A 12,737-nucleotide genomic window follows, 5' to 3' on the forward strand; every position below is an offset into this window, starting at 1 on the left:
CATGCTGACCACCTTCTTCGATCTGTTCGATCTGCACGACGCGAACAGCTATCTGCCCGATCTGCTCAAGGGGGCGCTCACGAGCATCGAGCTGACCTTCAGCATCCTGGCGCTCAGCCTGCCGTTCGGCCTGCTGCTCGCCATCGCCAGAATCAGCCGCGCGCGGCTGCCGAGAGCCATTGCATCGGTTTATATCGAGGTCATACGCGGCACGCCCGCGCTGCTGCAACTGTTCTACATCTACTTCGTGCTGCCCTCGTTCGGAATTCGTTTCGCGCCGTTCACGGCGGGTGTCATCGGGCTGTCGATCAATTATTCAGCGTACCTCGCCGAGGTGTATCGCGCGGGCATTGAAGCCGTGCCGAAGAGCCAGACGCAAGCCGCGAAGGCGCTCGGCATGTCCGGCCGCCAGACGCTGCGCCTGATCGTGCTTCCCCAGGCCATCCGCATCGTCGTGCCGCCGCTCGGCAACTATGCGATTTCGCTCTTCAAGGACACCTCGCTCGTGTCGATCGTGACGGTCAAGGAGCTGATGTTCACCGGCCAGATCATCTCGTCGACGAACTTCCAGTACGTCACGATCTTCACGCTGGTCGGCGCGCTCTATCTGGCATTTTCCTGGCCGAGCGCCCTGGTCGTACACTGGCTCGAGCGCAAGATGGGCACCGCGCGGCCGGCGAACGCCGCAGTGCGTCCACGATGACCGTCGCGCTCGTACGTAAGGCAGCAAGGTGAATGACGCGATCGATTCGTCACATCTGGATAACTAACCAATTCGGGGTGTTTCATGCGCAAAGCTACGCTGGCGTTTGCATCGATATTGTTGGGTGTTGCAACCTTGCTGTCCCATGCCCATGCGGCTGATAGCAGCGCAATCGGCGACGCGCACTTCGATGGCGGAGACGGCTCGTACGCGCGCGCGATCAGGAACGGCATCACGCTCGTGATCGCCGCCGACCCGCCGTCGACCTTCCGGGACGAAAAAACTCACTCGTTCGACGGCGCGGACGTGCGCATCTTCCGCGAAATCACGAAGCGGCTCAAGATCACCAAGGTCACGTGGGATATCGTGCCGTTCGACGCGATGATTCCGGCACTGCTCGCCGGCCGCGCCGACGTCATTGTCGACAACCTGCACGAGAACGAGCAGCGGCTGCGCGTCGTGGCATTCACGAGCCCGGCATACTGGTACGGATCGGGCATCGCGGTACAGCGCGGCAATCCGTCGAAGATTCATGGGTGGGACGAGTTTGCCGGCCATACCGTCGGCACGGTGCGCGGGAGCTTCAATCACCAGTTGCTCGAAGGGCGCAAGGACCTCAAGGAGCTCAAGCTCTACACGAGCAACGAGGCAGAGTTCTCCGATCTGATCGCGGGGCGCATCGACGTTGCGATGGAAGACGACATCAAGATCGGGCAATTCCTGAAGCAGCATCCCACTGCCGCCATGCAAATGGTGGCGGACTACCGGCCGCTGCCGCAGGAGTACGGCTACGCGCGCTACGCGTTGCGCAAGGGCGACGTCGATCTGAACAACGCGGTGTCGAGAACGCTCGACGAAATTCGCGCCGACGGCACGCTGGGATCGATCATCAGGCAGTTCGGCTATACCGACCGCAATCTCTGGTATTTCCCGGTGAAAAACTGATTGCGTCGCGTACCAGCCTGCCTGTCTGTTTCAGGCGGCAAATGCGCGGTCGCAGATTTCCACGCGGTTGCGGCCGAGATGCTTGGCGTGATAGAGCGCCGTGTCGGCATCGCGCGCCAGCTGCTGGATCGTCGCTTCCGCGGCGGCGAGGCAGGCCACGCCGATGCTGCATGTGTATCGAATCACGGGCGCGGTGAAGCCGGGCTGAGCGATTCGCGTGCGGACCACTTCGGCCAGATCGTTAGCCTGTTGCAGGGAGAGTGCCGGCAGCAACACGGCGAACTCTTCTCCTCCCCAGCGCGCGAGATACGCTGAGGCCGGTATTGCTGCACTGGCGCGTTCCGCAAAGTCGATCAGGACGTTGTCTCCCATATCGTGCCCATGCTCGTCGTTGACCCGCTTGAAGTGGTCGAGGTCGATCAGGAGCATGGAGAGCACGGCCCCGTTGCGCTTCGCCAGTTCACGTTCCTCTTCGAATGCGAGCGCGAGCGCGCGGCGGTTCAGCAAACCGGTCAGCGGATCGCGGTACGACTGCCGCTCGAGCTGGATGCGCAAGCGCTCCATGGCAATCAGCAGCAGGCCCACTGTCACGAGCAGGGAAAACGCGGCGCCCGCGGTGAGGTAGAACGTCTGCATCCACTCCGGATGGAAGAGATCGGGCAGGCCCCTCGTCGCAAGCGCGACGGAGATGCTGCGTGCGCCCGCCACTGCGCATTCGGCAAGCAGCAGTGCGCCAACGGCAAGCGCCGTGCGGCTGGGTCGGCCAAGGTGGAGCATCACCACGCCGTGGGTGCCGTAGAGTACCGCGAGCACCCCGGTGATTACGATCGTGCGGCCCGCAACCGATGGCTGGACCAGCCACAGCCAGGTCATGCCGGCCGCGGCGACGAAGACGAGCAGCGAGACGAAGCGCCAGCTGGGTTGGCACCCATAGAGGAGTTGGGTGCCAATGAGTCCCAGCCCCGCGCCAAAAACGATGCCGCAGTTCGCGACCAGGATCGAAAGCCAGTCCGGCACGCTGCCACGAAACGCGAGGAGGAGTACCGATACGCTGACCACGAGCGCACCCGATGCCCAATGACGAACCCCGCGTATGTTCTGAGGAAAGCTTCGGGCCAGTGAGAGCAACGCGATTGCCATGAGTCCCGGCATGACCGAAGACATCAGGATGACCGTGCGCAGATCGAAGAGCGGCATGCAGGTTCGGCGAGAGTAGGCACTGCGCCTATATAACATATCGATGTCGTCGAGCGCGATGCCAGAGTGAGGCGTGATCGATAACAGACACAAGCGTTGAATGAATTCGCACGCAATACCCGCCATGTGCTTGCCGGAAATCCATCGGCGCCCATTTTTGCGCTCTTCAGAATTCCCGTATCCTGCCGTTAGCGCATGGATGGCATGCCGTGTTGCGCGTTGTTGAAGTTGCCGATTCCGGGAACGCGTGCGTAGATGGCGTTGTACGAGCACACATTCTCTTTGACAGCATGACAAACCCTGGAATGGACGCAGAAAGCGAGTACGGCGAGCCGCTCGGCAACCTGCCTATGCCGGTCATCCGTTACGACGCGCAGGGCCAACGGCGCTACCTGAATAGCGCGGCATTGGCGATGTTGAGGGCAGCATCCGAAAGCGCCTGCGCGACGCATGCCGAAGCCCGGATGTTTTCACCCCAGACACTGCAGCAGTACCTCGATACCATTCGCGAAGTGGCGATCACGGGCGTTGCGCGCGAGCTGGAACTGACGTTCGACGGCCTGCCGCAAACGCCGGGTGAGCACTACCTCGTGCAGTTCGTAAGCCATCCGACACCGGACGCGGCTCCTGCGGTGCTGGCGATCTATTTCAACATCACGGCGCGCAAACGTGCGGAGGCAAAGCTCCGTGAACGCGAGTCATTTCTCGAATCGTTGCTCGATACCATGCCCATTCCGGTCTTTTCGAAAGACAGGGAAGGGCGGTACCTTCATCTCAATCGGGCTTTCGAAGAATTTCTTGGCGTCCCCAAGGAGCGCTTCGTCGGCAAGACCGTTTTTGAGACGAGTCCGCCCGAGCTGGCGCAAACCTATTTCGCCATGGACGAGGCGCTGTTCGCGAAAGGCGGCATCCAGCGCTATGAATTCAAGGTCCAGAACGCAAGGAAAGCGGTGCGCGACGTGGAATTCAGCAAGGCGGTTTTCCACGACGATGACGGCCGCCAGGCCGGCTTGATCGGTGCGATTCTGGACATCACCGAACGTAAGCAGGCGGAGTCCGAGCAGCGGGCCCAATACGAGAGGATCCTGCAACTCAACGGACGCCTCGAAGACAAGGCGCGTCAACTGTCCGACGCGCGCGCACAGTTGATGACCGTGCTCCATACCATCCCCGACTTGGTGTGGCTGAAGGACACCGCTGGCAATTTTCTGCTTTGCAATTACAGCTTCGAGCAATTTGTCGGCAAGCCGAAAGCTGAAATTCTCGGGAAAACCGACTACGACATTTTCGATGCCGAGCTGGCGGACTACTTCCGGGAGCGCGACAAGGCAGCAATCGATGCGCTGCATGTTTGCGTGAACGACGATTGGGTGGTCGCTCCGGCGACCCGTGAACGGACCTTGCTCGAAACCCGACGCCTGCCGGTGTTCGGCGCAGGGGAGACGGTGGCGGGCGTCCTCGGCGTGGCACGCGACATGAGTGAACGGCGCCGTTTCGAGGAAAAACTGGCCCGCCGGGAACGCGAGTTTCGAACCCTCGTCGAGAACTCGCCCGATACGGTCGCCCGTTACGGACGGGATTGCCGACGCCTCTATGTCAATCCAACCTTCGCCGCGCTGGCCAGTGGAGGGGCACAAGCGCTGCTGGGCAGGACGCCGGCCGAATATCCGGGCGGGCCAGGGTCCGTCCTCTATGAGCAGCGACTCCGGGAAGTATTCGCAACGGCAAGCGACAGGGAATTCGAATTGGTCTGGGGGCCTGACGAGAACCGGGAACTATGCCAGCTGATCCGGTTGACAGCGGAACTGGGCGAGGACGGCAAGGTGGAAACCGTCCTTGCCGTAGGTCGGGATATCTCGGAACTGCACGCTTCCAGAGGAAAGATCCATCGGATGGCGTATTTCGACGCGTTGACCGCGCTGCCGAATCGCGTCCTGTTCAACGAGCAATTGCGTCAGGCAATCTCGAACAGCAAGCACGGCCACTATACGGCCGTCATGATGATCGACATGGACCGCTTCAAGGGCGTCAACGACACGATGGGTCATGCGGTCGGTGACGAGCTGCTGCGCGAGGCCGCGCATCGGCTGGTTTCATGCGTGCGTGTGGGAGACACGGTTGCCCGCTTCGGTGGGGACGAGTTCGCCGTGCTGCTGCCCGGGATTGCCGATCGCGGCATCCTCGAGGAGATCTCCGCGAGAATCATCCGGCGGCTCGACGAGCCTTTCCTGCTCGACGGAAGAGAAGTGTTCATATCGTGCAGCGTCGGGATCGCGCTGCATCCGCTCGACAGCACCGACGCGAAAGACTTGCTGAGATACGCCGACTCTGCGATGTACCTCGCGAAGCGCTCAGGGCGTCGCGGCTTTCGCTTTTATACGAAGGACCTGACCGTCGAGGCCACGGCGCGTCTTTCGCTCGAGTCGGAGCTGCGGCGTGCAGTCGATCTGGGCGAGTTCGAGCTGTATTACCAGCCTCAGGTGACGCTGCGCGGCGCGGAAGTCATCGGTTCGGAAGCCTTGTTGAGATGGAATCGCCCCGGAGAGGGCTTCATTCGCCCGGATCAGTTCGTGCCGCTCGCGGAGGAAACCGGCCTGATCGTCGAGCTTGGGCGGTGGGTGCTTCGCGAAGCTTGTCGCTCGGCCGTCGAATGGAATACCGGGCGTGCCGCGCGCCACAGGGTGTCGATCAATCTTTCCGCGCGACAGTTTCAGTCGCGCGATCTCGCGCTGACGGTCAAGGATGTGCTCGATGAAACCGGCTGTCGACCGGAGTGGCTGGAGTTCGAGATTACCGAAAGTCTGCTGCTGGAGGAAGACGACTCGGTTCTGAGCGCGCTCCTCGAATTTGAAAGCATGGGCCTGTCGATTGCGATCGATGATTTCGGCACCGGCTATTCCGCACTCAGCTATTTGACCCGATTCCCGATCGATACGCTCAAGATCGATCGTACGTTCGTGCAGCGAGTCACGACGGACCGACGCCATGCCGAACTCGTGAAGGCGATCCTTTCCATCGCCCGTTGCCTCGGGCAGCGGGTCGTTGCCGAAGGCGTCGAAACCATGGAGCAGGCCGCCTTTCTCGATGCGCATGGTTGCGAGATTGCGCAGGGCTTTCTCTACAGCGTGCCGCTGCCACAGCCTGCCATTGCAGCGCTTCCGCGTTTTCTCGATCCCGGCGCTGCGGACGGCGTCAATCCGTAAGATTGGCCAGGCCCGACGAAACAAATTCCTTCCAGCTGTAACCGGAATGCGTAACCGAACGAATTAAGAGGCAGTCCTGTCGTCCTGGAGACCGGTCATGTCCGTTCGGCTCGTTGCTTTGGCGTTCTTTTTTCTCGTCGCGCCCATCGTGGCGTCAGCGAGGCCGGTCGTGGTCGAGCTGTTCACCTCGGAAGGGTGCTCCTCGTGTCCTCCCGCGGATGCCTACCTGTCTGAGCTATCGCGTGAGCGTCAGGACGTGCTTCCCCTCGCGTTTCACGTGACGTACTGGGACGGCCTGGGCTGGCGCGACCCTTACTCGCTGGAAGCCGCTACACAGCGCCAGGCCGAGTACAGCGCCCGTTTTGGTCAGAGCGCCTACACCCCGGAAATGGTGATCGACGGCCAGCAGGGACTGGTGGGTTCGAATCGACGTGCAGCCGAGGCGGCGATCGCGATCGCGCAGAAAGCGGACGAGGCAGGGGTGGAGGTGAGTGGCGTGCGCCGCGGCGGGACGTTATCAGTCATGGTGGGGCGCGGCACCGGCCACGGTCGGGTCTTGCTCGTCGGCTATGACACCGGGCACGTGACCGCGGTCGGGCGAGGCGAAAACACGGGGCGTACGCTCAGGGAGTCCAATGTCGTTCGCTCGATACAGGCCGTCGGCGAATGGACCGGCGCGCCATTGAAGCTCGAACCGGCGTCGCCGGCTGGTGAACAGGCGGCAATTCTGATCCAGTCGCCGGACGGGGCAATCATCGGCGCGGCACGAGTGACCAGCGGCGCGCCTTGAGCCGCCAGGGATGACGTCATCAGATCTCTCCGTTGTCGTTAATAAGGTGTGCTTCCTGTATTCGCAAGCGACGCTACGAGAGCAGAAGGAGTGCGCAGTGCAGTGGCAGTTCCCCTAACGAAGTCGTGTCTACCAGGCAAGGAGTTCGTCATGTCATTTGTCACGTACGCTTCATCGTTTCCTTTGCGGGCCATCGCGTTTGCCGCAGCGCTGGGATTCGCTTCAAGCGGCTTTGCGCAAACCGCTTCCGAGGTCGATCCGCCCGGGGCGGTCTACGTCATGTCGAACCAGCCTTCCGGAAACTCGGTTCTTGTCTATGCTCGAGCCACGAACGGAACACTGACCTACGCGGCCACCTATCAAACCGGCGGAAAAGGAGCGGGCACGGGCGCCGATCCGCTAGGCTCGCAGGGCGCGCTGACGTTGGACTCGGGCTTTCTGCTCGCCGTGAATGCAGGCAGCAATGACGTTTCGCTTTTCGCAATCGACGGCAGCAAGCTGACGCTGCTCGACAGAAAGCCGTCGGGCGGTCAGATGCCCGTCAGCGTGACGGTCAAGGGGGCGATCGCGTATGTGCTCAATGCCGGCGGCACGCCGAACATTAGCGGCTATTTTGTCGACGCGTTCGGCAAGCGCCTCGTCGCGTTACCCGGCTCGCAGCGGTCACTCGCTGGCGGTACCTCCGCCCAGCCGGCGCAAGTCAGGTTTGCACCGGAAGGCAACGAATTGCTCGTGACGGAAAAGGGTACGCAGCTCATTGACACCTATTCTGTCGGCTTTACCGGCTACGCCTCGACATCGACCCCGCATGCCTCGAACGGCGTTACGCCGTTCGGCTTTTCCGTCACGACACGCGGTTATGCCATCGTCTCCGAGGCCGGGTCCGGTTCGGTTTCCTCATACGAAGTCGAAGACGGCAAACATCTCGATTCGATCAGCGCGGCGATCCCGCTGGGCCAGGCCGCTCCTTGCTGGCTCGTCACAACCGGCGACGGGCGCTTCGCCTATACCGCCAATGCGGGTAGCGGCACGATCAGCAGTCTGCGCATTGCCGCGGACGGGAAGATCAACCTGCTCAATCCCGCTGCGGGTACGCTCAGCGCGCCGCTCGACATGGCGCTCAGCAGTCGCAGCAAATTCCTCTATGTGCGGGAGGGCAACGGCGCCGTAACCGGATTTCGCGTGATGCCCGACGGCACGCTCGAACCGGTGGGTTCAGTGACCGGCGTACCGCCTGGAGCCCAGGGGATCGCGGCGCGCTAGGCGTGTGGGAGTCACGTCTGATCAAAGCGACGGTGTAGAGGAGGTTTTCGAAATCCGCGCATTCGCTTGATTCTCTATGCAACTGGTTGCATTATCGACTTCGCCGTCATACAACCAGTTGCATGAACATGACAAACCGCTATCCCCACCTCCTTCGCCCACTCGATCTGGGCTTCACGACCTTGAAGAACCGCGTGCTGATGGGCTCCATGCACGTCGGTCTGGAGGAAGTGCCGAATGGCTTCGAACGTATGGCCGCATTCTATGCGGAGCGCGCGCGTGGCGAAGTTGGGTTGATCGTGACGGGCGGCATCGCACCGAACGAACGCGCGCGCCCCATGCATGGCGGCGCGATGTTGACCACAGAGGAGGAAGCCGGGCGGCACCGTACGATTACGCGCGCCGTCCACGCGGAAGGCGGCAAGATCGCGATGCAGATCCTGCATTTCGGCCGCTACTCGTATCAGCCGATGCTGGTCGCGCCCAGTGCGCTGCAAGCCCCCATCAATCCGTTCACACCTCACGAACTGAGTGACGACGAAGTCGAAGAAACCATCGACGATTTCGTCCGCTGCGCAGCCCTCGCGCAACATGCTGGCTACGACGGCGTGGAGATCATGGGCTCCGAGGGCTACCTCATCAACGAGTTCATCGCGATGCGTACCAATCATCGCTCTGACCGCTGGGGCGGCAGTTACGAGAACCGCATACGTTTCGCGGTGGAGATCGTGCGCCGCGTGCGCGAGCGTGTGGGCCGCGATTTCATCATCATCTACCGGCTTTCGATGCTCGATCTGGTCGAGGGCGGCTCGACACTCGAGGAAGTCATCCAGCTCGCGCAGGCAATCGAGCTGGCGGGCGCCACCATCATCAATACGGGCATCGGCTGGCACGAGGCGCGTATCCCGACCATCGCCACCAAGGTGCCGCGCGGCGCCTGGGCCTGGGTCACACAGCAACTGATGGGCAAGGTCTCGGTGCCGCTCGTCGCCACCAATCGCATCAACACGCCCGAGCTCGCCGAGCAGCTGCTCGCTGGCGGCGCGTGCGACATGGTGTCGATGGCGCGTCCATTCCTCGCCGATGCCGAATTCGTACGCAAGGCTCGCGAGGGCCGCGCCGACGAGATCAATACCTGTATCGGCTGCAATCAGGCTTGTCTCGACCATACGTTCGCCGGCAAGGTCACGTCCTGCCTCGTCAATCCGCGGGCCTGTCACGAGACGGAAATCGTCATCCGGGCCGCCGCGCAGCCAAAGCGTGTGGCGATCGTGGGCGCGGGTCCGGCCGGTCTCGCCTGTGCGGTAACGGCGGCCAGCCGCGGGCATGCCGTTACGCTCTTCGAGGCCAGCACCGAGATCGGCGGGCAGTTCAATATCGCCAAAAAGGTACCGGGCAAGGAAGAGTTCAATGAAACGCTGCGCTACTTCCGCCGCCAGATCGAATTGACGGGCGTCGAGCTTCGCCTCGGCACGCGCGCGAGCGCCGAAGCGCTGATGCAGGAGGGCTTCGATGAGGTGGTCGTGGCGACCGGCGTCCTGCCGCGCGAACTGCGCATCGAAGGCGCCGACCATGCCAAGGTACTCGGCTATCTGGACGTGCTGCGCGACGGCAAGCCGGTGGGCTCGGACGTCGCCATCGTGGGGGCTGGCGGCATCGGCTTCGACGTGGCCGAGTACCTCGTGCATGAAGGCGAGTCCGCGAGCCTCGATCCGCAAAAATTCTTCGCCGAATGGGGCGTCGATACGAACTACGCCGAACGCGGCGGATTGCGTCGCGCGGTGGTGGGTCCGGCGGCACGCAGCGTGCATCTGCTGCAACGCAGGCGCTCGAAGGTTGGCGAGAACCTTGGCAAGACGACGGGGTGGATTCACCGGACGGCCTTGAAGGCGCGCGGTGTCGGCATGTCGTCCTCGGTGGAATACCAGCGCATCGACGACGATGGGCTGCACGTGAGCATCGACGGTGTGCCGCAAACCCTCGCCGTCGACAACGTCGTGGTTTGCGCAGGACAGGAGCCGCTGCGCGAACTGGCCGACCGGTTGCTGGCCGCCGGCAGCAAGGTGCACGTGATCGGCGGTGCCGCCGAGGCCGCCGAACTCGACGCCAAGCGGGCCATCCACGAGGGCACGACGCTCGCAGCCGCGTTATGAGCGCGCTGCGTTTTCTCTCGACCTGAAAACGGACCTCATATGACCGACGCCATACTCAACCTGCCTCCCGCTGTCGCGCGGTCCCTCGCGATCTGGCATGAGCTCGTGGCCAGCAAGGATCTCAGCCGGCTGGAGTCCATCGTGCATCCCGAGGCCGTTTTTCGCTCGCCGATGGCGTTCAAGCCCTACGGTCCCGCGCCCGCCTTGCTGATGGCGCTGCGTACGGTGATCACCATTTTCGGGGACTTTACCTATCATCGGCAGTTCGGCAGCGCCGACGGCCTGAGCGTCGTGCTCGAATTCAGCGCGACCGTGCAGGACAAGCAGCTCAAAGGCATCGACATGATCCGCTTCGACGAGACGGGTCGCATCGTCGAATTCGAAGTGATGATCCGGCCGTTCAATGCATTGCAGGTACTGGGCGCCGAGATGGGCGCACGTCTGGCTCATGTTCTCCCCGCATATAAGGCTGCGAGCAATCCATGAACGACAAATACTTTCGCCTCAACACCGAAGCCGGCATCGCGCATCTTCAATTGAACCGTCCCGACCGGCTCAATGTGATGGACATCGCGTTTTATGCGGGCCTGCGCGAAATCGTGCAGACGCTCGATGCGAGTGGCGAGGTGCGCGTGCTGGTCATCAGTTCGACCGGCAAGCACTTTTCGGCCGGTATGGATTTCGAGGTGTTCGCCAACATCGTGAACGACTTCGACACCCGCAGTCCGCGCAAGCGCCTCGGTTTCCAGCGCGCCCTGGCAGGTCTGATGGATTGCTTCGACGTGCTCGACAAGGCACGTTTCCCCGTCATCTGCGCCGTGCAGGGCGGGTGCATCGGGGGCGGCCTCGACCTTGCCGCTGCTTGCGACATTCGTGTCTGCACGGCGGACGCCTTCTTCTGCCTGCAGGAAACGCAGATCGGCATGGTGGCCGATCTGGGCGTGCTGCAACGCCTGCCCAAACTCATTCCGGCGGGCGTCGCGCGCCAGATGGCATACACCAGCGAGCGTTTGAGCGCCGAACGGGCGCTCGCCGTGGGGCTCGTCAATGCCGTGCTGCCCGATGCCGATGCGCTCCAGCACCATGCGATGGAGTTGGCGCGCAGCATCGCCTCGAAATCGCCGCTGGCCGTGGCGGGGAGCAAGACGGCGCTGAACTTCGCCCGCGACCACGCAACCGCGGAGTCGCTGCAACACATGGCGCTGCTTCAGAGCGCCATATTCGATACCGCGGACCTGTCCGAAGCCATCGCAGGCTGGCAGGCCAGGCGTGAATCACGCTTCGAAGGCCTGCCGCCGTTGCCTGACTGATCTCCCGCTTTCGCACTACGTCTGCCTATACTGGACTTCGTAAGTCAGTCACGCGAACCGGTAGCGAAGAAGAGGCGCGTCATGTCGAGAACAAGCAAAAATCCGCTCGTCCGCATCGCATTGATCTGCATGTGCAGCTGCCTCGCGAACGCCTCACGCGCGCAGGTGACGCGCATGGAGGTCATCCCGATTTCGTCCGTGACGCTCACCGACCAGGAATTCCTGAGCGGGCGCGAGGATGGCAAACCTGTTACGGTGGCTGGCGAACTTCGGCTGCCCCGAAACGGAACTGACCGGCTTCCGCTCGTTATTCTGCTGCATGCGTCGGGCGGGATCGGCAGCAGCATCACCGACTGGGAGGAGTACTTTCTTTCGCTCGGTGTCGCGACTTTTGTGATCGACAGCTTCTCCGGCCGAGGTATCGTCAACACGATCAACGATCAATCGCAACTCGGCCGCCTGGCACAGACCGAGGACGCCTATCGCGCGATTGCGACGCTGTCGAAGCACCCGAGAATCGACCCGAACCGGATCATGCTCATGGGATTCTCGCGAGGCGGGCAAAACGCGCTTTACGCGAGCCTGAGCCGGTTCCAGAAGATGCACGCCCAACCCGGCACCCAGTTCGCGGCGTTCGTCGCGTTCTATCCCGACTGTACCTCCACGTATCTCGAAGACGAGGATGTCGTTGGCAAACCTGTGCGTATTTTCCAGGGGACTGCGGACAACTACAATCCTGTCGCTCCATGCCGTGCCTATGTGGAACGTCTGAAAACGAAACTGCATGACGTCCAGCTGACCGAGTATGCCGGCGCCAGTCACTTCTTCGACGCGCGAGCGCTCAGGCAGCCTCAGCAGCTAGCGCAGGCGCAGACCACACGAAACTGCCGGACGGTCGAGGTCGAAAACGGACTGCTCGTCGACGCCAAAACGAAGCAACCGTTTAGTTATGGCGATTCGTGCATCGAGCGCGGGACAACCATCGGATACGACGAGAACGCGGCGGCCAGCGCCAAAGAAGCCGTCGGCGGCATCGTCAAGGCCGTGCTGAAGCCATAGGTTCACTGTGGCCGCGTTGAAGGCCGGGAGCCACGCCAGTCGCAAAAGCAGCACGTCATACCGGGCGACGAAAGGTCATATCGGCCCGAGTCAGATTCATTGATTTAAATCAAT

The 12,737-nt window shown here is 62.2% G+C and carries 11 protein-coding genes; 9 read left to right on the forward strand and 2 right to left on the reverse strand.

Annotated elements, in window-relative coordinates; translation table 11 throughout:
* Position 1: 1 nt before the first annotated feature.
* On the forward strand, positions 2-703 hold the full coding sequence (gene ehuD / locus AB4Y42_RS17890; protein WP_368694880.1) for an ectoine/hydroxyectoine ABC transporter permease subunit EhuD: 702 nt from the start codon (positions 2-4) through the stop codon (positions 701-703).
* 135 nt (positions 704-838) lie between these two features.
* A complete protein-coding gene (locus tag AB4Y42_RS17895; RefSeq protein WP_368694881.1) occupies positions 839-1,648 on the forward strand; it encodes a substrate-binding periplasmic protein in 810 nt (269 codons plus the stop codon).
* A gap of 30 nt (positions 1,649-1,678) precedes the next feature.
* On the opposite strand, the gene AB4Y42_RS17900 is transcribed toward AB4Y42_RS17895, so the two are convergent.
* Positions 1,679-3,118 carry a GGDEF domain-containing protein gene (locus AB4Y42_RS17900; protein ID WP_368694882.1) on the reverse strand — a complete coding sequence of 480 codons (1,440 nt, stop codon included), beginning with the start codon at positions 3,116-3,118 and terminating at the stop codon, positions 1,679-1,681.
* A 32-nt stretch (positions 3,119-3,150) separates the two neighbouring features.
* On the opposite strand from AB4Y42_RS17900, the gene AB4Y42_RS17905 reads away from it, so the two are divergent.
* The 6 genes from AB4Y42_RS17905 to AB4Y42_RS17930 all read left to right on the forward strand — a co-directional run bounded on the left by AB4Y42_RS17905 (position 3,151) and on the right by AB4Y42_RS17930 (position 11,564).
* The gene (locus AB4Y42_RS17905) at positions 3,151-6,048 is read left to right on the forward strand and encodes an EAL domain-containing protein (RefSeq protein WP_368694883.1); all 2,898 of its coding nucleotides are present in this window, start codon (positions 3,151-3,153) and stop codon (positions 6,046-6,048) included.
* A gap of 97 nt (positions 6,049-6,145) precedes the next feature.
* Positions 6,146-6,838, forward strand: a complete 693-nt coding sequence (locus AB4Y42_RS17910) for a DUF1223 domain-containing protein (protein ID WP_368694884.1) — start codon at positions 6,146-6,148, stop codon at positions 6,836-6,838.
* A gap of 150 nt (positions 6,839-6,988) precedes the next feature.
* A complete protein-coding gene (locus AB4Y42_RS17915) occupies positions 6,989-8,101 on the forward strand; it encodes a lactonase family protein (protein WP_368694885.1) in 1,113 nt (370 codons plus the stop codon).
* A gap of 128 nt (positions 8,102-8,229) precedes the next feature.
* Entirely contained in the window at positions 8,230-10,254 is a 2,025-nt protein-coding gene (locus AB4Y42_RS17920; RefSeq protein ID WP_368694953.1) for an FAD-dependent oxidoreductase, read from the forward strand.
* A gap of 39 nt (positions 10,255-10,293) precedes the next feature.
* The gene (locus tag AB4Y42_RS17925; protein ID WP_368687854.1) at positions 10,294-10,740 is read left to right on the forward strand and encodes a nuclear transport factor 2 family protein; all 447 of its coding nucleotides are present in this window, start codon (positions 10,294-10,296) and stop codon (positions 10,738-10,740) included.
* Positions 10,737-11,564 (forward strand): enoyl-CoA hydratase-related protein, encoded by an 828-nt coding sequence (locus tag AB4Y42_RS17930; protein WP_368687853.1) that lies wholly within the window; start codon positions 10,737-10,739, stop codon positions 11,562-11,564. Before AB4Y42_RS17925 ends, AB4Y42_RS17930 begins: the two co-directional genes overlap by 4 nt.
* A 44-nt stretch (positions 11,565-11,608) precedes the next feature.
* On the opposite strand, the gene AB4Y42_RS17935 is transcribed toward AB4Y42_RS17930, so the two are convergent.
* On the reverse strand, positions 11,609-11,773 hold the full coding sequence (locus AB4Y42_RS17935; protein WP_368694886.1) for a hypothetical protein: 165 nt from the start codon (positions 11,771-11,773) through the stop codon (positions 11,609-11,611).
* Between AB4Y42_RS17935 and AB4Y42_RS17940 the strand changes: the two genes are divergently transcribed.
* Positions 11,763-12,623, forward strand: a complete 861-nt coding sequence (locus tag AB4Y42_RS17940) for a dienelactone hydrolase family protein (RefSeq protein ID WP_368694887.1) — start codon at positions 11,763-11,765, stop codon at positions 12,621-12,623. The two genes, AB4Y42_RS17935 and AB4Y42_RS17940, sit on opposite strands and share 11 nt — an antisense overlap.
* Positions 12,624-12,737 lie beyond the last annotated feature (114 nt).

The organism is Paraburkholderia sp. EG286B, from assembly GCF_040965655.1.
In the GTDB taxonomy this organism is placed as follows: Bacteria; Pseudomonadota; Gammaproteobacteria; order Burkholderiales; family Burkholderiaceae; genus Paraburkholderia.

Excerpts from the sequence above, each read along its gene's own strand:
- ehuD (WP_368694880.1), top strand. The coding sequence starts at position 2 with ATGCTGACCACCTTCTTCGATCTGTTCGATCTGCACGACGCGAACAGC.
- AB4Y42_RS17930 (WP_368687853.1), top strand. The coding sequence starts at position 10,737 with ATGAACGACAAATACTTTCGCCTCAACACCGAAGCCGGCATCGCGCAT.
- AB4Y42_RS17910 (WP_368694884.1), top strand. The coding sequence starts at position 6,146 with ATGTCCGTTCGGCTCGTTGCTTTGGCGTTCTTTTTTCTCGTCGCGCCC.
- AB4Y42_RS17920 (WP_368694953.1), top strand. The coding sequence starts at position 8,230 with ATGACAAACCGCTATCCCCACCTCCTTCGCCCACTCGATCTGGGCTTC.
- AB4Y42_RS17905 (WP_368694883.1), top strand. The coding sequence starts at position 3,151 with ATGGACGCAGAAAGCGAGTACGGCGAGCCGCTCGGCAACCTGCCTATG.
- AB4Y42_RS17915 (WP_368694885.1), top strand. The coding sequence starts at position 6,989 with ATGTCATTTGTCACGTACGCTTCATCGTTTCCTTTGCGGGCCATCGCG.
- AB4Y42_RS17925 (WP_368687854.1), top strand. The coding sequence starts at position 10,294 with ATGACCGACGCCATACTCAACCTGCCTCCCGCTGTCGCGCGGTCCCTC.